This is a genomic window from Moorena sp. SIO4A5 (assembly GCF_010672005.1).
In the GTDB taxonomy this organism is placed as follows: domain Bacteria; phylum Cyanobacteriota; class Cyanobacteriia; order Cyanobacteriales; family Coleofasciculaceae; genus Moorena.
Map to the genome: position 1 here is coordinate 157,956 of NZ_JAAHHZ010000003.1, position 19,903 is coordinate 177,858.

The 19,903-nt window shown below is 42.9% G+C and carries 15 protein-coding genes; 9 read left to right on the top strand and 6 right to left on the bottom strand.

Annotated features, from left to right (window positions below):
• The first annotated feature begins 454 nt into the window (after positions 1-454).
• Entirely contained in the window at positions 455-1,729 is a 1,275-nt protein-coding gene (locus F6K57_RS03005) for a glycosyltransferase family 4 protein (RefSeq protein ID WP_293026706.1), read from the top strand.
• Positions 1,730-1,838: 109 nt separating this feature from the next.
• Here F6K57_RS03005 and F6K57_RS03010 read toward each other — a convergent pair whose 3' ends face one another.
• The gene (locus F6K57_RS03010; RefSeq protein ID WP_293064710.1) at positions 1,839-4,481 is read right to left on the bottom strand and encodes a putative PEP-binding protein; all 2,643 of its coding nucleotides are present in this window, start codon (positions 4,479-4,481) and stop codon (positions 1,839-1,841) included.
• Between the two features lie 233 nt (positions 4,482-4,714).
• On the opposite strand from F6K57_RS03010, the gene F6K57_RS03015 reads away from it, so the two are divergent.
• The 8 genes from F6K57_RS03015 (at position 4,715) to F6K57_RS03050 (ending at position 12,281) form a co-directional block, all read left to right on the top strand.
• Positions 4,715-5,446: a ComF family protein gene (locus F6K57_RS03015; protein ID WP_293026713.1), complete on the top strand. Its 732-nt coding sequence runs from the start codon at positions 4,715-4,717 to the stop codon at positions 5,444-5,446.
• Positions 5,446-5,940, top strand: a complete 495-nt coding sequence (locus F6K57_RS03020) for a DUF29 family protein (protein WP_293064713.1) — start codon at positions 5,446-5,448, stop codon at positions 5,938-5,940. The genes F6K57_RS03015 and F6K57_RS03020 overlap by 1 nt, the downstream gene beginning before the upstream one ends.
• Positions 5,941-6,218: 278 nt before the next feature.
• Complete coding sequence (locus F6K57_RS03025) at positions 6,219-6,347, top strand: hypothetical protein (RefSeq protein WP_293027561.1); 129 nt, start codon at positions 6,219-6,221, stop codon at positions 6,345-6,347.
• A gap of 153 nt (positions 6,348-6,500) precedes the next feature.
• Positions 6,501-7,583: a DNA cytosine methyltransferase gene (locus F6K57_RS03030; RefSeq protein WP_293027558.1), complete on the top strand. Its 1,083-nt coding sequence runs from the start codon at positions 6,501-6,503 to the stop codon at positions 7,581-7,583.
• A complete protein-coding gene (locus F6K57_RS03035) occupies positions 7,556-7,696 on the top strand; it encodes a hypothetical protein (RefSeq protein ID WP_293027555.1) in 141 nt (46 codons plus the stop codon). Before F6K57_RS03030 ends, F6K57_RS03035 begins: the two co-directional genes overlap by 28 nt.
• 508 nt (positions 7,697-8,204) lie before the next feature.
• On the top strand, positions 8,205-10,496 hold the full coding sequence (locus F6K57_RS03040; protein ID WP_293027553.1) for an ATP-binding protein: 2,292 nt from the start codon (positions 8,205-8,207) through the stop codon (positions 10,494-10,496).
• Complete coding sequence (locus F6K57_RS03045) at positions 10,489-10,896, top strand: response regulator (protein WP_229415320.1); 408 nt, start codon at positions 10,489-10,491, stop codon at positions 10,894-10,896. The genes F6K57_RS03040 and F6K57_RS03045 overlap by 8 nt, the downstream gene beginning before the upstream one ends.
• 206 nt (positions 10,897-11,102) lie before the next feature.
• The gene (locus tag F6K57_RS03050; protein ID WP_293064718.1) at positions 11,103-12,281 is read left to right on the top strand and encodes a hybrid sensor histidine kinase/response regulator; all 1,179 of its coding nucleotides are present in this window, start codon (positions 11,103-11,105) and stop codon (positions 12,279-12,281) included.
• Between the two features lie 118 nt (positions 12,282-12,399).
• On the opposite strand, the gene F6K57_RS03055 is transcribed toward F6K57_RS03050, so the two are convergent.
• From F6K57_RS03055 to F6K57_RS03075, 5 genes are all read right to left on the bottom strand, one after another.
• Complete coding sequence (locus F6K57_RS03055) at positions 12,400-13,839, bottom strand: MFS transporter (RefSeq protein ID WP_293064721.1); 1,440 nt, start codon at positions 13,837-13,839, stop codon at positions 12,400-12,402.
• Positions 13,840-14,007: 168 nt separating this feature from the next.
• Entirely contained in the window at positions 14,008-16,029 is a 2,022-nt protein-coding gene (locus F6K57_RS03060) for a TauD/TfdA family dioxygenase (protein WP_293064724.1), read from the bottom strand.
• Between the two features lie 1,155 nt (positions 16,030-17,184).
• Complete coding sequence (locus tag F6K57_RS03065; protein ID WP_293044877.1) at positions 17,185-18,936, bottom strand: AarF/ABC1/UbiB kinase family protein; 1,752 nt, start codon at positions 18,934-18,936, stop codon at positions 17,185-17,187.
• A gap of 63 nt (positions 18,937-18,999) precedes the next feature.
• On the bottom strand, positions 19,000-19,218 hold the full coding sequence (locus F6K57_RS03070) for a hypothetical protein (RefSeq protein WP_293064728.1): 219 nt from the start codon (positions 19,216-19,218) through the stop codon (positions 19,000-19,002).
• Between the two features lie 274 nt (positions 19,219-19,492).
• Positions 19,493-19,639 carry a hypothetical protein gene (locus F6K57_RS03075; protein ID WP_158517248.1) on the bottom strand — a complete coding sequence of 49 codons (147 nt, stop codon included), beginning with the start codon at positions 19,637-19,639 and terminating at the stop codon, positions 19,493-19,495.
• Positions 19,640-19,903 lie beyond the last annotated feature (264 nt).

Here is a 19,903-nt window from a genome sequence, read left to right on the forward strand (position 1 = left end):
AGCAGCAGGAGCTATCCTAAGCCTGAGGATTAATTATTGCCTGCTAAAGAAGGTCATAATAATTTAGTTTTTCTGTCTGTATTCTTAGAGATAAGAGCGCCTAAGCGCGTCTGTCTAACCTACTGCTCTATTGAGAGTAATAGCTTTTGGTATATTCGGTGTTGGTTTAGTGCATAAGCATCAACAGACAAAGCCGATTGAGTATCTAGTCATCAAGGCTATAACGTCGAAAATTAAACCAAACGCTTTGAATGAGTAAAGTTTAAATTTTTCTCTTAAAGGTGAAAATTCAAACACTAAATTATCTAGGATAATTAGACACCAGTTGCTAAGTAACTGATAGATAGAACTAACTAGATATAGTGTTTCGTGTCGGAATTGTAAAAAGCGATGCATCGCTTGTCCACCTGTCAAATCTTAACTTGACAGACTACTCGCTCTACCAATAACGTTCATGCGCATATTAATCTACTCCTATAATTATCATCCTGAACCCATAGGCATTGCCCCATTAATGACGGAACTAGCAGAAGGTTTGGTCAAGGCAGGACATCAAGTACGAGTCGTCACTAGTATGCCCAACTATCCCCAGCGCTGTATCTATGATAAATATCAGGGTAAGTGGTATCAGACTGAAGAAAGAAATGGAGTAATAATTCAACGCTCCTATGTCTGGATTCGACCAAAGCCTGGTGTAGTGACACGGATACTACTGGATGGTAGCTTCGTGGTGACTAGTTTGATTCAGGCTTTCCAGGGCTGGCGACCTGATGTGATTCTACTGACAGTACCGTCCCTGGCCGTTAGTGTACCAGCTGCTTTACTCGGTTGGTTGTACAACTGCCCAGTATTACTGAATTTACAGGATATTTTGCCAGAAGCTGCTGTACAGGTTGGTCTAATTAGAAACAAACTAGCCATCCGTATCTTTGAAGCTTTAGAGAAGTTTGCCTACCACACTGCTCATACAATCACTGTTATTTCTGAGGGATTCGTTGACAATTTAGTCAGTAAAGGAATACCTAAAGACAAAATTACCTGTATCCCCAACTGGGCGAATGTTAATGTTATCCGTCCCTTACCCAAACAAGGAAATTCCTTTCGCACTGCTTACCATCTTGATGGCAAGTTTGTAGTACTGTATTCCGGTAATATTGCCCTGACTCAGGGACTGGAAACAGTAGTGAAGGCGGCTACTCTGGTCAGGCATATTCCAGAAATTGTCTTCGTCATTGTTGGAGAATCTAAGGCTCTACAGCAGCTACAGCAAGACTGTCAGACTTGCAAGGCTAGTAATGTCAAGCTTTTACCTTTCCAACCCCGAGAGAAGTTACCAGAAATGTTGGCAGCAGCAGATATAGGTTTAGTTGTGCAAAAGCGTAACGTTGTTTCCTTTAATATGCCCTCAAAAATTCAAGTGCTATTGGCTTGCGGACGACCCATCATTGCTTCTGTGCCTTTGAATGGAACTGCAGCGCGAGTTGTTCGACAAAGTGGTGGCGGTGTAGTGGTACCACCACAAAAGCCCCAGGTTTTAGCATCTGCAATTGTCGAATTGTATGAAAATCCTGAGCAGGGGGTATCTCTAGGTAAACAAGGTAGAAAATTTGCTCTGAAGCACTTCGCCTATCAAAACGCTCTCAACCGCTATGAAGCACTATTAACTCAAATTACTAAGAAGCCTAACCATAATTCACTGATTGAATTACAGCAGTTTTCAGATTTATAACCTAGGTGAGACCAGATACATCAAATCAGATCCTGTCCCGTGGTACGTGGTAATTTTTACCGATACTACCGGACTGGATATCATAACCCAATTTAGAACTTCCATATATTTAGATGTTTTCCCCTTTGCCTTTTCCACCTAAGCCTTTTGACTTATTTCGTGCTGCTTCCAAGAGTAAACGTTGCTCAGCACGGGTAATTGCCTGGTAAGTCGCTTCCACATCTTTAACATCAACAGAAATCGAAGTAATTCCCCACTGCACCAACAGATCAATCAGTTCCGGATCTTGAACCGTAGCTTGACCACAAATTGAGCAAGGAATACCAGCTTCTTTTGCCATTTCGATTAGTTGCTGAATTGCTTGCTTGACCACTGGATGGCACCCTCCCACCAGTGTTTCCAACTGCCTTTGCTCCCGATCAGCTCCTAGTAAAAGTTGCGTCAAATCATTAGTACCAATAGAAATTCCTTGAACACCTGCCTTAACATAGTCTGGTAGCAGAAACAACACAGATGGCACTTCTGCCATAATCCAAAGTTGAAAATCAGGATTATCAGTAAGTCCTACCTGTTCTACCCGACGGCGGCAAAAGGTAAACTCTTCCACAGTACGTACAAAGGGCAAAATCAGCCGTAAATTCCTGCAGCCGTAAGCATAAACCTCCTGTAAAGCTGCCAGTTCCAGATCAAAGCTAGCTGGGTCACTCAGATAGCGACGAGTGCCACGTAGGCCAAGCATCGGGTTAACTTCCGCTTCCGTTACCAAGTGATCCCCACTCAGGGATGGAAATTCATGGGAGCGCCAATCCGTGGAGCGATAAAATACAGGACGTGGTGCCAAGGTAACCGTAAATTGAACAATTAACTGAGCCAAGCGTTCTACTAACTCACGCTCATGGCCTTGTCTGTGCCACTGACTGGGGTGCAGATTATTCAAAATCTCTAACATCATCAGTTCTGAACGCAATAACCCCACTCCATCCACTGGCAAACCCACAATTTTTTCTAGGGAGTCCGGCTGGCTAAGATTAACCAATAATTGAGTAGCAATGGGGAAAGTATTTTGAAAGTTAGAAGCTTGAAAGTTGACTTTTGCTTTCCTTTTTCTTAATCCTGAGCCATGCAACTTTTCAACCGGAAACCCTTGCTTAGTTCCTAGCCGATAAACTTCCCCCTGTCCCCCATCCACGAGTATAGACTCGCCAGTTTGTAAAATTTGGGTAATACCAGCCGCACCCACAACACAGGGAATACCAAGTTCTCTAGCAATAATCCCAGCATGACTAGTTATCCCTCCTTGTTCAGTAATAATAGCGGCTACGTGCTTGAGCCCAGGTAGCCAGTCAGGAGAAACACTTTGGGCAACCAAAATTCTACCAGAGAGGATTGCTGAGACGTTTTTGCCCTCACCCGATATCACATGAGCAGTTGCTGTAACTCTTCCTGGTGCTGCGGGTAATCCTCTCACAAGCATAGGCGTCATGGATGGGTTGACAGTGTGTTCACTAGAGTTGCTCTTAATGGAGTCCGATGAGGCTTCAGCCACATTGGGTCGGCTACCCACTTGTAGAGAGGTAAACAACTTGCCGTAGGAGGTAGTAGAACCCACAGAGAGTTTGGAAGCATGATGTGACGGTTCAACCCTCAACTGGCTAGCATCCCACTTTTGCCCAGTTTCAGGACTAAATTTCGTAATTTGTAACTGTGGTTCTGAGTTTTCTGAGGTTTGCCATAGTGTCCACTCTAGGGAAAAGCTAGGACTAATATCAGCAACTAGACGCTGACTGATATTAATTAGCTGTTGGAGGTATTTGTCCTTTAGGGTGTACTGTTTTTGTTGCTCCTCACTGAGTAGATAGGCTTGCACAGTGTTCTGGGTTAGTGATAATGAGTCCGGTTCCAGACACAAGCCATAGGCACGGGTTTTACGACCCAGTCGTGAGGCTAGCACAATACCAGTTTCGATCTCAATTTGGTAATAGTCTGGCACTACTTCCCCCTTCGCCCATGCAGTACCTAACCCCCACGTGGCTTGGATGTAACCCTCAGCTTGGTTAATCTGGAGTGTACCAGAAGCGATCGCATCCCACATTGGTTGTATCAAGACTGCCAAATTAAGCTGCTGGAGACCAATACTATGCCGTTGCCAGTAAAATTGACTTCTGGCGCGAAATAGTTCTGCCCAAACCTGTTTTAAAGACAGTTCCATTGCTAGTGGTTGCCTAGGGCAAATATAGGATCCCAAAATTTTATCTGGTAAGGTTGAAAAAATCTGGGGTTGCTCTAATCTTCCCACTTCAGTTTTCCCAGTGTCCTCCTCAATTCCCGACCCTGGTGATGTCATGGATAAGGAAGGGTGAAAAATTGTTGCTGGGGCGAGTGTAGTTTCTGCTATCTCGGATAGGGTTGATGCCAACACCGAAGCTAAAGTCGCCCCTTGAATTTTGTGACGAATTTGCTGAGCCACTTGCTGTAGCTGGCGAGGATTGTCTACATCTACGTAAAGATAAGAAGAAGGTAAATCAGCTAACAGGGGTTCAGACTCACCTAAAATTGCGATAAATTCCCACAATGCCTTTGCACTCACCACAAAGCCAGGTACAACCGGATAATCCCGTTGCAACAGCTGACTTAAGTTCAAGGCTTCATTGCCCACGAAGGGATACTCTGAAGGTTGAATCAGATCAAGAGAGTAAAGATTATCCACAAATCGCCGCCTAATCCTGTTATTGCTCCGGGATTTTGGCATCATATCTCGAAGGCATAATATCTCTTACCATTAATCACGTCGTATTCACCTAAATCGTTAATTAAAAATTGACTCTCAACCAAGAATGATAAGTAGTCAACTGGACATGATATTATTAATCCTTCCTGTGCTTTGCATCACGCTCTTAGAGACAGAAAACGGTAGAAATACTGAGGGATTCTCATGGTCAGTCTTGGCATCTTTATAAATATAATGCCAGATAAATCCCCAAAATCATGTTACAGGGAATTCAGACTCTTAAAAAGGGTCTATTAAGTCTCTTTCTGAAATCGAACTGTCCCCTATGTGAGCGCCCTGCCACTGATGAATTGTGTGATTATTGCGAGCAGCAGTTACTCCGCTGCCAACTTGACAAAAATCAATTTTTATGTAATCAAAATCTCCCAGTGTTTGTCTGGGGCAATTACGGTGGTCCATTAAAACGAGTACTCGCTGCCCTGAAATATGAAAACCAACCCCAGCTAGCACATCCCTTGGGCCATTGGCTGGGTAAAGCTTGGTTAAAATCCTCTGCCACCCGTAGCCACAACCAAAAATTAATAGTAGTTCCCATTCCTATGCACCCTACAAAACAGCGACAAAGAGGTTACAACCAGGCAGAGCTGATTGCCCAAAGTTTTTGTGAATTCACTGGTTACAAACAAGCACCACTGGGTTTAGAAAGAGTCCGGGCAACTCAACCTCAGTTTGGTTTATCTGTCCAAGAGCGAGCGCAAAACCTAGCAGATGCCTTTATTATTGGTAAACACTTTCTCAGACATCATAGCACCTCACCCGTACTAATCCTAGATGATATCTACACCAGCGGAGCTACAGTCAAATCAGCCACCCAAACCCTGAGGAAGCATGGAATAAGCGTATATGGGTCAGTTGCGATCGCAACCAGCGCGACTATCGGTAAAGTAATGACAAAACGTGGGTCAGTTGATGATGGGGTGATAGGGTAATGGAAATCTATAGATTTTCTGGGCTTTGTTGCATGAATGATGAAGGGGTCAAAATGCTCCCCCTCTCAGGAGCAGTTTTAAGCATTATGGGCATAGCTATCAGGCATACCCAAATGGGTCATAGGATTGAGGGCAGCACAAGCAAGTACGAAATGTCAAAGGAAGATAAGCTTAATAAAATCTATAGCTATATGGTGATTCTTTTACTTCATCTAATTAAACAACAGGCAGAACAAAGAACCACTAGTTCCTGGGATAGATCCATTTTTAACTCAATTGACAACATCAATCGTACTAATAAAAGACGAAAGTCGGGTGGTTATTATGCAGATAGCGATGTCTTGCAAGAAATAATAAACGAAGCATATCCACGAGCAATTAAAGAAGCTTCTTTTGAAGCATTTGAAGGAAAACTAACTGTTAATCAGCTTGAAGAAAAAGTCGAGCGCGATTCGATTAAAAGAAAAGCTATTTCACTTTTAAAATGTAATTGATTTTTAGTATCGGGATTAACAAAAGTAGTGCGATCACTCAAATAAAACAAACGGGAGAACTGATAATTTTAACGGTGAATGGCAAGGTTGAAGTAGTAGGACAAGATGCTAAATCTTATCANTTTGAGTACTGTACCTGATTCAATCTTCGGTACAACCAAGGAGAATTCTTTGAGTTGCATTTTGCCCTTCGCACCTTGATGACAATTACCAGTTTACATGCTTTTCAAGCTTAACCGAACCGTATTGTCCCTACTCCCGTCTTGATGCAGTCGCTCATGGGGGAAACCCCCAAGACCGCGCTGCATCGCTACTCCCTACTCCCTACTCCCTGTTCCCTGTTCCCTGTTCCCTGTTCCCTGTTCCCTTTGGTATATGTAGCAATTTGGCATAACAAAATCAGCTGATACCCTTAAACTACAATTAGTCTAAATATAGCCCTGATCATAGTTATGAGGTACAGTAAATTTTCTTACCCCTACTCCCTACTCCCTACTCCCTGCTCCCTCAACCTACTCTACCGAGCTGATAGCTGATAGCGAAAAACTGATCACTAACTCATGAATGATTCCAAAAACGCCATCGATATATTTGGAGGTGCAGGTGGGCTTTCTCTGGGTTTACATATGGCTGGATGGCAGATCACCACAGCAATAGAAATTGATAAATCTGCTGTTTCCACTTATCGAGAAAACTTTCCTAGCACTAATGTTATTCGCTCCGATGTTAGAGCTATAGACTTTACTCAATTTAAAGGTATTGACCTAGTAGTAGGATCCCCACCGTGTCAACCTTTCTCTGTCCGAAACAAACACCCAAATAAACAGTTATCCCGAGCCAACCCTAAGGATTTAGTTCCAGAATTTATTCGAGCGGTAAGGGAGATTCGACCCAAGGCATTTTTAATGGAAACTATGCCTGGGTTGAAAAGCTCTAAAAATTTTAATTATTATCAATGGATTGAACAGCAGTTTCAAGCCCTGTATTATTCAGTTTATGTAGAGGTTTTAGAAGCAGCATCCTATGGAATTCCCCAGTATCGTGAACGTCTATTTTTCGTCGGTTTAGCCACAAAAACGGATTTTAGGTTTCCCCTAAAAACCCATGGGTTAGGGACATCTAATCCCTATATTTCATCAGGTTCAGCCTTAACTGATGTTCCCGACTATGAGCCGAATAGCACTAAAGTTTCCTATGCCAATAAACCCGTTATTCGTCCTACCCCTTGGACAGGAACCCTAGTCAAGGGTGGGGGAAAACCCATCAATTTCGATGCACCAAGTCCTACCATTACCGCTACTACGGGAGGTTACCGCACCCACATTATTGATCCTGAAGGTGTTTTACTGGTGTATCACCGTCATTTAATGAATGGGGGAAAGCCGAGATCAGGAACAGTTGAAGGGGTAAGACGGCTGACGGTACGGGAATCAGCTAGACTCCAATCCTTTCCTGATCATTTTGTATTCAAAGGTTCTAAAACATCACGATACAGACAAGTTGGTAATGCTGTACCACCACGGTTAGCCAAAGCAGTTGGAGAAGCAATCCATCAAGCAATCTTCCCCTCTGAGCTATCAACCACAAAAGACTTTCAATCCTATTTTGATCAGCTTTGCGACACATTGCATCTGCGGCTTTAGGGGATAAGAGCGTGGGAGATGGGGAGATGGGGAGATGGGGAGATGGGGAGATGGGGAGATGGGGAGGTGTGGGAGGTGTGGGAGGTGTGGGGAGATCGGAAAGATTTTTATAGCGTTAATCATACTTATGACATACAGGAGGTACAGTCAACTTAGTTACCCCTACTCCCTACTCCCTACTCCCTACTCCCTTAATGGAGTGTGGAGAGATGAAAGTGATGTGTAGCAACCTGATTTGCGTTCACGTTTGTCCATCAGAAGTTAACGTTTTTTGTTAAGTTAAATTATTAAGTATTGAGTTTTTACGTATTATTATTAATATTTTTTTAGAAGCAAGCCTAACATTCCCCTTGATGGCAAGAGGAATCCCATAAACAGCAGGAGATCTAAAGGCAGGACAAAAAATTTAATATTTTTTTAAAAATTTCTCTAGACCTAATCCTTGACTTACTGGGATATACTAGGAAATACTAGGTAGTCATAGGTAAGTTCCGTTAAAGATTCACAAGGTAAAAACTAAATAGTATTAGAAATAGTATTTGGAATGATATTGGTAATCAAGGAGACTTCCTTACAGAGGTCGTATAACTGTTGATAATCCTGGATTAAGGTCGGAGAATTATGGTAGGAATAGATTTACCAGTACAACAAACCAACTTGGATCACGAACCGATTCATGTGATTGGTCAAATTCAGCCTCATGGGGGACTGTTGGTACTGGAAGAGCCTGAGCTAAAAATCTTACAAGTTAGCAACAATACCTCTAGGGTTTTGGGAATCCCTCCCGAAGCCATGCTACAAAAAACCCTAGAAGATGTACTTGACCCATTTCAAGTGGAGAGAATTAAAGCTGGGTTATCTGAGGAAAATCTAGATATGATCAATCCTACTAAAATTTGGGTGAGGAAAAAAGGCGATGATTACGCAGTATTTGATGGTGTATTTCATCGTAACTCAGATGGATGTCTGATTCTGGAATTAGAACCAGCAGTTTCCCGGGAGACTATCCCATTTTTAAGCTTTTATCATCTAGCAAGAGCCTCCATTAACCAGCTCCAACAAACTTCAAATCTCCGGGATTTTTGTCAAATCATCGTCAAAGAGGTGCGAAAGGTCACTGGGTTTGACCGGGTGATGCTCTATAAATTTGAAGATGATGACCATGGAGCCGTTATTGCGGAAGAAAAACTAGACAGTCTGGAATCTTACCTAGGCTTACACTATCCAGAATCGGATATTCCTAAACCAGCCAGACGATTATTCTGTTCCAATTGGATCCGATTAATTCCAGATGCCAATTCCCAACCTGTTGAGATTTTTCCTACCGATAACCCCATCACCAATCGTCCCCTTGATTTAACATTATCGATTCTCAGAAGTGCTTCCCCCTGTCATATCAAGTACCTCCACAATATGGGAGTTGGGGCGTCTTTGACGATTTCATTGATTAAAGATAAAAAACTCTGGGGACTTATTGCTTGTCATCATCAAACCCCTAAGTATGTATCCTATGAGTTGCGCAAAGCTTGCGAATTTTTAGGACGAGTGATCTTCTCAGAAATTTCAGCCCGAGAAGAGACGGAAGACTATGACTATCAGATGAAGTTGTCCTATACTCAATCGATATTGATTGAGTATATGTCCCAAGAAGAAAACTTTATTGATGGCTTAGTTAAGCATGACCCTAATTTACTGGACTTGACTAGTGCTCAAGGTGCAGCAATTTGTTTTGGGGATAATTTTACGGTTATTGGTGAGACCCCTAGTGAAGAAGACCTGAAGTTTTTGGTGCAATGGCTGAAACAGAATGTTAATGAAGAGGTGTTCTATACCGATTCCCTGCCTCGCCTTTATCCTGATGCACAACGGTTTAAAGATATTGGTAGTGGCCTGCTAGCCATCCCCATTTCCAAGAGAAACTATGTGCTGTGGTTCCGACCAGAGGTGATTCAAACTGTTAATTGGGGGGGTGACCCAAGTAAAGCTTTTGAAACAACCCACACAGAGGGGACTTTGCAACTGTCGCCCCGTAAATCCTTTGAACTGTGGAAAGAAACCGTTCGCTTAACCTCTTTACCCTGGAAACAGGTAGAAATTAAGACAGCACTGGAACTGAGGAAAGCACTGATTAATATTGTCCTGCGTCAAGCTGATGAATTGGCTCAATTGGCTCAGGATCTAGAACGTTCCAATGCTGAACTGAAAAAGTTTGCTTATGTGGCATCCCATGACCTACAAGAACCCCTGAATCAAGTGGCCAATTATGTGCAGCTTTTAGAAATGCGCTATAATGACCGACTTGACGAAGATGCCAGCGAGTTTATTACCTTTGCGGTTGAGGGAGTCAGCCTCATGCAAACCCTGATTGATGATGTGTTGGCTTACTCGAAAGTCGATTTGCAGGGCATTGAGTTTAAACTGACGGAAGTGGAGACGGCCTTAGACCATGCTCTGGCTAATTTGCGGGGACGCATCCGTGAAACTGGGGCAGTGATTACCCATGACCCCTTTCCCACAGTTATGGCTGATAGCACCCAGTTGATGCAACTGTTCCAGAACTTAATCGGTAATGCGATCAAGTTCCGCAGTGAACAGCCGCCGGAAATCCATGTGGGGGCAAAACGACTGGAGGATTCATGGCTATTTTCAGTGCAGGATAATGGCATTGGCATTGAACCGCAGTTTAGCGATCGCATTTTCGTGATCTTCCAACGTCTGCACACCCGGGATGAGTATCCTGGCACAGGTATGGGTTTGGCTATCTGTAAAAAGATTCTGGAGTGCCACCGGGGCAAAATTTGGGTAGAGTCAGAACTAGGTCACGGTGCCACCTTCTATTTTACAATTCCAGTAAGGGGACGCGAGCGTGAGCGTAGAAACGGACGAAAGACACAAAATCATATTTTTGGTTGAAGACAATAAAGCCGATATTCGCTTAATCCAAGAAGCGTTAAAAAATAGCTCGGTACCCCACCAGGTAGTAACGGTCAGAAATGGCATGGACGCTATGGCTTACTTACACCAAGAAGGAGAGTATGCTGATGCCGTCCGTCCAGACCTGATCGTGCTAGATTTAAACTTGCCAAAAAAGGATGGTCGAGAGGTGCTCGCAGAGATTAAGGCTGACCCTAATCTCAAACGGATTCCTGTGGTGGTATTAACTACCTCAAGAAATCAGGATGACATTTTCCATAGTTACGACTTGCATGTGAATTGCTACATCACCAAATCCCGCAATCTTAGCGAATTATTCAAAATCGTCAAAGGAATTGAAGACTTTTGGCTCTCGACTGTCACCCTGCCATCACAATAAAAGGATTAGGGATTAGGGATTAGCCATAAACCATGAGACACTAAGGATTAAACATCAGGGTTGACTAACACAAGCGATGCAGCGCCGACCTGCGGGGGTTTCCCCCACTCGCGCTTTGCATCAAGACAAAGAAGGAAACCAATGAGGATTCTCGATCAAAGGAGAAATCCAGACCAATAAGCCCAAAGAAGAAATACTCAAAGGTAATGCCTGAAGGGTCAGTAAAAATCTTGTTAATTGAGGACAACCTGGCAGAAGCCAGATTGTTACAAGAGTTTTTGAAAGAAGCTCAGTTCAGGCAGTTTAGTCTAGTTCATGTCAAGCGATTGCGGGATGCACTCCAGGAAATCGCTCAGGCTAGAGCAATGTCAATTCCCTACGATGTGATCTTGTTAGATCTGACTCTACCGGACAGCCACGGACTAGCATCCCTCGGACCCTTGATCAAGCAAGCGCCTAGTTTACCGATTGTAGTGCTAACCAATACCAATGATGATGAATTAGCCATTGAGGCAGTTCGTCAAGGAGCACAAGATTATCTAGTCAAGCGGCAAGTCAAGGGAAAAATGCTGGTTCGTTCCTTGCGCTATGCTATTGAACGTAAGCAGGCAGCAGTTGCATTACGACAAGAAAATCAAGCCCTAGAAAGTCAGGTTCAGGAACAAACCGCTGAGTTGGTTAGAGCCAAAGAAGTCAATCAGCGCAAAGCGGAATTTGTTTCCATGCTCTCTCACGACTTTCGTAATCCCTTAAATACAATCCTCCTTTGTTCTGGATTGCTCCAAGACAAAGAGGAACAATTACCTAAAGAGAAAAAACTGGTTCATTTGCGGCTAATTCGCTCAGCCATCAAAAACATGGCCCAGTTGTTGGATGAGGTTTCATTAATCAGTAAAGCTGATTCCGGCAAACTCCTGTGTCAACCTACTCGGTTGGATTTGAAACGGTTTTGTCACCAATTAGTGGAAGAGTTACAAATCAGTAGCAAGAACAAGCATCAGCTAGTTTTTACCACTCAAGGAGAATTGAAGGAAGCCCTATGGGATGAACGATTGCTGCGACACATTTTTAGCAATTTGCTCACCAACGCTATTAAGTACTCACCCACAGGGGGAACAGTTCTGTTTGAACTGATTGCTCAGACAGAATGTGTTATATTCCGGATTCAAGACCAGGGGATGGGCATTCCCCCAGAAGACCAACCGCAACTGTTTGAGCCTTTCCATCGTGCTAGCAATGTTGGCACAATTCCTGGTAGTGGCTTAGGGCTAGCTATTGTTAAACAGTGTGTGGACGCTCATGGTGGTGAGATTTCTCTCAAGAGTCAGTTGGGAGATGGTACTACATTTACGGTTACCTTACCGTTAATCATGGTAAAATTATAGTATTTATCAAATAGGTGAAGTACTTTCGTCTTGGGTTTTAGGGAATAGGGAAAAGGGAATCAATCGGAAATCGGGGAACAAGGAAAAAATTCTTCTTTCGGTTTAACCATTCCACTATTCAGCAACACCTTTGATTTTGCCGCTGCCATAGGAATCCAGATATAACTACCGCAATCACAAGAATGGCAGAGACAATCCGAAAACTTACTTGTTCTCCAAACACTAAAGCCTCAACTGGCGCTGTTGTAACTGAAAATGGGGTGTCTACTGGGAGTTGGCTAGCAGATAAGCGCGAAAACAAAATTCCAATCAGCGTTATACCCATAACCTGACCTAAGGCTCGTGAAAAGAACCAGAGTCCAGAGGCAACACTGAGATATTCTGGAGGTACGCTGCCCATAATCACACTTTGGTTAGGGGGTTGGAACAAACCGAAACCGATTCCAAAGGGAATTATCCGCAATAAATAGCCCTTAACCGTCAATTCTTCGCTAAAGGTGCCGATCGCCAAACAGCCAATTAATAATAATGTCATTCCGATCGTACTAATGCTTCTTTCGCCAAAGCGATCTGCCAGGGAGCCTGCTACAGGGGCTACACATATTCCTAATATAGGCACGACTGCTATTAATAAGCCAACCTTTTGCTCGGAATAATGCTTAACGAGTTCTAGAAAAAAAGGTAAAATAAAAATTACTGTATTGGAAAAAGTATAGGAAAATACGCTTAAAATTAGACTTAAACTTAATTCCAGGGTTCGAAATAAACTAAGGTTAAGCAAGGGTTGAGCAGATTGTTTCTGAGACCACAAAAAACTAACGCAACCAATGACTGCGAACGCCAGTAAAACTAGAGTTATATTACCACCATTATCCCCTTCTTGTAAGCGTGTCATCCCGAGTAAAAAACAGGTCAACGTTATCCCTAAAATCAAAGCTCCCTGAAAATCAAAATACTTTTGACCTGAATGACTGCTCCCCCCTGGAGCTACTCCAATCACCAATACCATAGCGATTAAAGAAATGGGCACGTTAATCAAGAAAGCTGAACGCCACCCCCAATGCTCTATGAGTAAACCGCCTACTGTCGGTCCCAATGACACACCAGCCCAACCCGTGCTAGCAACGATCCCCAAAGCGAACCCTCGCTTTTCATTGGGGAACACCTCAGTCACCATCGCAGGGGTTAGTACTGCAATAAACACAGCCCCAAGACCCTGAAATATCCGTGCTGCAATCAATAAGTATATTGTCGTAGCGGTTCCACACACCAATGAACTTATGGCAAATGCTATAAGTCCGATTATATAGAGCAATTTCTTGCGCCACATATCCCCTAATCGAGCCACACAAAGCACCAGGACTGCCAGCATTAAGGAATAACTTAGGGGAACCCACTCAACCGTGGCAAAATCGCTATGCAAATCTTCTACCAGTGTTGGCAAAGCCAAATTGACAATATGAACATCTAGCGAGAACAGAAACGTTCCTAAACTCACAGCCAATAAGATCAACCATTCTTTAGAGATAGCTTTTTCATTGGCTTCTTTACTTTTCATCTGCTCTCAAAAATAGTTATTTTTGCTACGGTCTGATGGAGGTTTCGGGAGCTAAAATCACTACTTGTGTACCACTACCTAATATAGCAGTCCTAAATGATTTGTGAAATATATTGGCCAAAGCGATCGCTATAACCCTTGCCCAGCAATACTGGCTGGTAACGATGTTTAACCCGAAATACTAAAACCAAACTTTAGTTGATTGTGTGCAAGTTTGTGATGATCAGGTTTGCCGTCAAGCCATAAACGATGAAACTTACGCTTTGCACCTTGATTTTCCTTGAATGGTTTGCGGGTGTGTAAGATTCGGGTATTATCCATGATCAGAATTTCTCCCGGCTGAAGTTTGTACTGTAACTCGTCTGCCCCATTCTCAAGGTAACCTTGAATAAGATTGTAAGCTTGAGCTACCTTTGGTTTGGCTTGCACTGTAACCTGATGATCGCTGGGTCGATAAGTCAACATCACGCGATTATCTGCGCGTACAAAAACAGGACCTCGGTAAACTTCACCATCAACGGTTGTCGTTACTACAGCATCAGGTTCAAAGAGTGCTGGAAGTCCAATGGGATCCTGTTCTTTTAGAAAATTGTAGAGAGTTTCGGCTTGGACAACTTGAGATTCTCCCCCGGTGTCGGCGGCAACAATGCACTGCAGGGCAACAACTTTGGGAGGAACTGGCATAAAACTCCCATCAGTATGAAAGTCAAACGGTTGCCCCGTTAGAGCCGTGTACTTTGCCCCAGGCGTGGGTGTTACAGTTACGATACCGTCATCATCAGAAATACGGTGAGGCATAATCTGACCAAAATGTGAGCCTATATCAAGCAGGTTTTGCCGAAAGTTAGAGACACCATCGCAAGCAATGATAATGCAACCAAACTGATTGAACACCTCCAGAAGCGCATTAAGCATTGCCTTAGACATTTGGCTAATTTGCTCAACTCGAAATCTGATTAAATTGGGATCTTTGAGACATTGGCTATCTGCCACACCGTTATCCATTTGGGGAAACATCGGTAAGAGATCTTGTTCTATCAGACTCAAAACGTCCGATGTCGAATAACTACGCTGTTCTTGAATGGACAACTCTTTGAGAGAGGTTCGGAGTTGCTCGTAGCATTGTTGGGGCAGTGACTGATTTAAATGACGCTCAAAGAGATATTTGAAATTACTCGCCCCACTGCACTTGCCAAACCAGATTTCTGGTTCCTGATCAGGAAAGATTGTGTAGCTATGGCGATCGCACAGCAATGAATGGAGATGGATACCCGTTTCCTGCCTATGAGTTCCAGGAGAGTAGGGAGGATTGGCTCGGACTCCGAGACGAGCTAAAGCCTCTGTGACAGCTTCCAAAGCACTATAATTAATTCCTTCAACTTCCCAGCCCCAACGCATTCTTAATCCATCTAAAACCTGCTCTAAAGGGGCATTCCCTGCACGTTCTCCAATTCCCGAAAATGTTCCAGAAACGGCGATCGCGCCTGCATGGATAGCCTGGAGAGTATTTTCAAGTGCTAAACCCATGTCATTGTGAAAGTGTACCCCTAGGGGAGCACCATTGGTCACTTCCAAAAGATTACTAAGCCAAAAATGGGTCTTTTCTGGGGTTAGACATCCCACTGTATCAGCGAGTAAAAAGAATTCTACATAAGGTTCAAATTTCGAAATACACTGAGTTAAAAAATCAAAATCTGCACGGCTTGCATCCTCTGCACCAAAATAAACTTCTAAGCCACGATCACGTGCATACTCCAAGTGCTTTAATGTCTTTTCTAGCATAGACCAGCGAACTTGCTCAATCACGCTTATCGGAATATCATCATCAATCGTTTTACCTTGATATTCCAGCTGGCTCTGCACTTGCTTGTCTCGCAGAAATAGTAGCCGATCCGATACAGCATGAAATAATAAAATTTTCTGAACGCCAGTCTCCAAAGATTGATCAATAAACTTAGTTCCCATCATCGTCATAGCAGTAATCTTATCAGCCATACCTTTGCTCATAAGTTCGTTAACAAGGTAAGCTTCTGTCGGATGAATTGCTGGCATGAGATTGATTTTGTGAACCCCAGTAGCTGCAATCATATCAGCAAGATTCGCTTTAGTTTCCCGATCAAAGAAAAGTCCTGCTTGCTGTTCCCCATCCCGGAGTGTATCATCATAAATAGTAATCTTTATGGACTTCATTATTTTTTATCCTTAAGTTTTAGAAAGTCAATTACATCTGAAAACCCAATTTTACTAGATGCCTATTCTATTGTAGTGAGCTTGGACACCTTAAATGTTGCTTTATAAAAATACTATGATCTAGTTTGAAAAAGGGTTTAGCGGAAAAGTTTAGCTGAAAAATTTATTGAACTATTTTAGTTGTGCCAGTCTAGTAGTTATTAACAAAATACTAGATAGCACAAATATGCTTATCCAGCACACTTGAAAAGAATAGCACAGTAATCGATTGAATGTTGTAAAAAATGTACTTGACAAACGAAAATATTTATATATCAAAAGCTTTTATGCCATCAAGGCTATCTCAGAAACCCTCAACCCTCAAGGGGTTAACCGGCATTAGTCAAACCTTAAGAGCTGATTCGCAAAGTAAATCTTAAGAAGTCTGAAAGCCTTGCTATGACAGGGTAAACGCATCTTATTTGGTATAAATGGTAACATACAAAAAATTGATTAACTCAATTTTTTGTGAAATTCGAATAAATCCCATCCTAAAGCAGTTTTTTTTGTTCAAAGTCAACAAATTTTCCGCTGACTTTGAACAAAAATCAAAGTCGGATTTGTGTACGAAACCAGAATGTAGAGTACTCTCAAATCGACCAAGGATAACACGGCCAATAATTGAGAATAAGTTGCGCTTATTGAGAATCAACAGGGTAATTCTAGATTTTTGATACTATTGTTTATTTTTTCACTGTAAATTTTAATACAAATTTAGATGCGTTTACCCTGCTTGCTATGATTGTCTTTTGGTTATTAAATAGTTCAATTGTTCTATTTTAGCGCAAGCTTTATCCTACAAGGATTACAGCGAGTTTACGAATCAGCTCTAATAAATCCAGTAATTTCTTAATAGAGGTTACAAATCGTGCGACAATCAAAAATTATAAATAGTTAAGGGATTTGAGCTTTCATCAGCAACAACCGAAAACTCAACCGAACTCACTTGATATGTAAATACTAACTACAATTTTCTTATCCTGATTATCCTAATCTAGAGCAACTGACCAATAAAAAATGACCCAATAAAAAGTTACAAAGAGATGCAGCGCTATGTGACAAGCGCGCATCATTCCCTATTCCCTATTCCCTGGGCGCAGCACAATAACTTTTCTGTTACCGAAACATCCGCTTGGCAATTTCGGAAGCAATTTGCTGACCTAGACGTTGAGTTTCCTGCTTTAACAAAAGTTCCAGCATCTTCGGTACCGATTCTAGGTCAAACCTAGAGGATTCAATAATCATAGCCCCAATCTTTTGCATCCGCTCCAGGTTAGGAGACTCTAATTTTCCAGTTACATTAACCGCCAAGCCCACCGATGCAGTTATCTGCCCAAGAGTCTTGTATGAAAGATTCTCTAAACTGGTAACCATCTCTTCAACCAGAGCATTACGCAAGATACTCCCTTGCTCGGAGTAGAGAAATTCTAACCCCTGGTTTAGGAGCGCACTAATATCAAACTTCCTACTTGTGCGCACCTGACCTAATAACTCCTCCAAAACATGCCATTGAATTCCACCATCTTGATACACAATTTCCTGTAAACAAGTCCTTAATTGGGGGGATGAATCCGTCAACAGCCGTTGGGCAACATAGGGATAAGTTTCATTGAAGGGCTGAAAATTGGGATTGAGCTTAATCGCTATCCCTTCTAAAGTAGCGGCACTGCGGAAAATCAGGAGGTAGTAAGTGGGTAATTTAAATGGATATTTATAAAGCAAGGGGGATAGCTTCCGAATAATACGATTAAAGCCGAATGTTGACACAGTAGCTTCCATCACCCCGCCAAAAATATCAGTTAGTTCAGGAATCAGCGAGGTCACATCTGTCTCCGGTGGCAAAAAGTCCAGCTTCACATAGTCTTGTGCTAGACCTTCAAAATCACCAATAACAATATGGACAACCGATTCCAGTAAGCGATACCGATAAGACGGTTCTACCGAGCTCATCATGCCAAAGTCAAGATAAGCCAATTTCCCATCAGGGGTAGCCAATAAATTGCCAGGGTGAGGGTCAGCATGGAAGTAACCTTCCTCTAAAAGTTGCCGCAAGCAACACTGAAATCCTACATCAATCAGGGTATTCGGGTCTAATCCCTGGGCTTTAATGGTTTCTAGTTCCGTCAATTTAGTCCCAGTTATCCACTCCATGGTTAACACCCGCCGCCCCGAGTATTGCCAATATATACGTGGTACAGCGATATTGTTAATGTCACCGTAAAGTTGGGCAAATCGTTCCGCATTGCGACCTTCCTGGGTATAGTCCATTTCTTCAAACAAGCGAATAGCTAGTTCGTCGATAAGTGCTACTAGGTCGCTGTGAACAAAGGAGATTGATTCTTGGGCCCATGCTGCTATTTTCCGCAAGATATAGATATCTAGGGAAATACACTCCACCAGACCAGGGCGTTGCACTTTTACTGCTACAATTTCACCAGTTTTGAGTGTCCCTTTGTACACTTGTCCTAGGGAAGCAGCAGCTACGGGTTTGTCGCTCAGTGAGCCATAGATGTTGTTATAGTTATCGCCTAATTCTTCTTCAATTAACTGATAGGCAATGTGATTAGAGAAAGGAGGTAATTGGTCTTGTAATTTAGTGAGTTCCTCTAAATAAATAGGAGGAACAATATCAGGACGACAGGAAAGGATTTGTCCCAATTTAATGAAGGTTGGACCAAGTTGAGTCAGCTTTTCACGAAATTCCCAGGCTCGTTGAGGTTGATTTTGGGCAAGGCTACCAGTGACGAAATCCCACCCTAGCCTGATGCTAAAGGTAATCAATGCCCCTACCAAAGCCATCCTGCGTCCCCAGACTAGCCGAGAACGCTGGCGGTAGTAGTCAGATATGGTTCTTGGCTCGTACTGCAAGGTTAGTATTTTAAGATTTGTTAAATAATTACAAGAAAATTATCTCTTGAACTTTGCGGTTGGTCAAGGGGTAGGGAGTCGGGAGTAGGGAGTAGGGAGTAGGGTGTAGGGTGTAGGGTGTAGGGTGTCGGGAGTAGGGGGTAGGGTGTCGGGTGTCGTTAAAGGCGGGAAATGGGGCGAAGCACTGGTGTAAAAAAAGCGATGTGGCCTTCGGCCTCCGCTTCGCGATGAAGCGAAGCTTCCGCTAAAAGCGATCGCACTATGCCAAGTCAAACCTGACAAATAGCGCGATCGCGTTTATCGAATTCCCCAAGCCAAAACCCCGTGTTCTGAGGCTTTTAGGTGTATGATTTTAATATTTATGCAGAAGATAGAGAAAATGAGGGAGGACTGAACTGTCCACCACGAACTGAGCTTTCTTACGACCTTTAGCTGAGGCGCGGACGTTTTCCGTCTCCGTGCTGTTGCTCCTGCTGCTTGCCTACGCCCACGCTTACTCGCACTCAGTTGGGGCTTTTTATTCAGCTTCTTTTTCCCTCGTAACTCTTCCTCCAATTCACCGATGCGCTTGGGACTTCTCTTTATTTTGCAACTCCCGAGCTGCTATCATTTCAGCCTGTTGCCCGACAAGCACACGCAGCTTCTCGACCTCATGAAGGTCGGTGAGTTGGTCATCTTTCACTTGCACGGGGTTTTCAGTCATATCTTTGTTGAACCAGATTTATGCACTCTTGACAAGGGGGCCAGCTCAATACCCATTTGTTTGAACCCACAGCGGTTATTGAGAATTTACAAGCGATCGGTTAGAGTTTAGATTGAACTGTTTTAACCTTGCTGGCCCACTACGCCTAGAAAAAGGGTTTTAAGTCAAAAAATTCAGAAATTATTCTTGGAAATAGTCTTATTTACAGAAGCAGTTTACAGGCGAGCTACTCAATAAGCAGATTATCCAGTTAACTACGCTCTT

Coding starts and splice junctions, on each gene's coding strand:
- F6K57_RS03005 (WP_293026706.1), top strand. CDS start 455: ATGCGCATATTAATCTACTCCTATAATTATCATCCTGAACCCATAGGC.
- F6K57_RS03010 (WP_293064710.1), bottom strand. CDS start 4,481: ATGATGCCAAAATCCCGGAGCAATAACAGGATTAGGCGGCGATTTGTG.
- F6K57_RS03015 (WP_293026713.1), top strand. CDS start 4,715: ATGTTACAGGGAATTCAGACTCTTAAAAAGGGTCTATTAAGTCTCTTT.
- F6K57_RS03020 (WP_293064713.1), top strand. CDS start 5,446: ATGGAAATCTATAGATTTTCTGGGCTTTGTTGCATGAATGATGAAGGG.
- F6K57_RS03025 (WP_293027561.1), top strand. CDS start 6,219: ATGGGGGAAACCCCCAAGACCGCGCTGCATCGCTACTCCCTACTCCCT.
- F6K57_RS03030 (WP_293027558.1), top strand. CDS start 6,501: ATGAATGATTCCAAAAACGCCATCGATATATTTGGAGGTGCAGGTGGG.
- F6K57_RS03040 (WP_293027553.1), top strand. CDS start 8,205: ATGGTAGGAATAGATTTACCAGTACAACAAACCAACTTGGATCACGAA.
- F6K57_RS03050 (WP_293064718.1), top strand. CDS start 11,103: ATGCCTGAAGGGTCAGTAAAAATCTTGTTAATTGAGGACAACCTGGCA.
- F6K57_RS03055 (WP_293064721.1), bottom strand. CDS start 13,839: ATGAAAAGTAAAGAAGCCAATGAAAAAGCTATCTCTAAAGAATGGTTG.
- F6K57_RS03060 (WP_293064724.1), bottom strand. CDS start 16,029: ATGAAGTCCATAAAGATTACTATTTATGATGATACACTCCGGGATGGG.
- F6K57_RS03075 (WP_158517248.1), bottom strand. CDS start 19,639: ATGACTGAAAACCCCGTGCAAGTGAAAGATGACCAACTCACCGACCTT.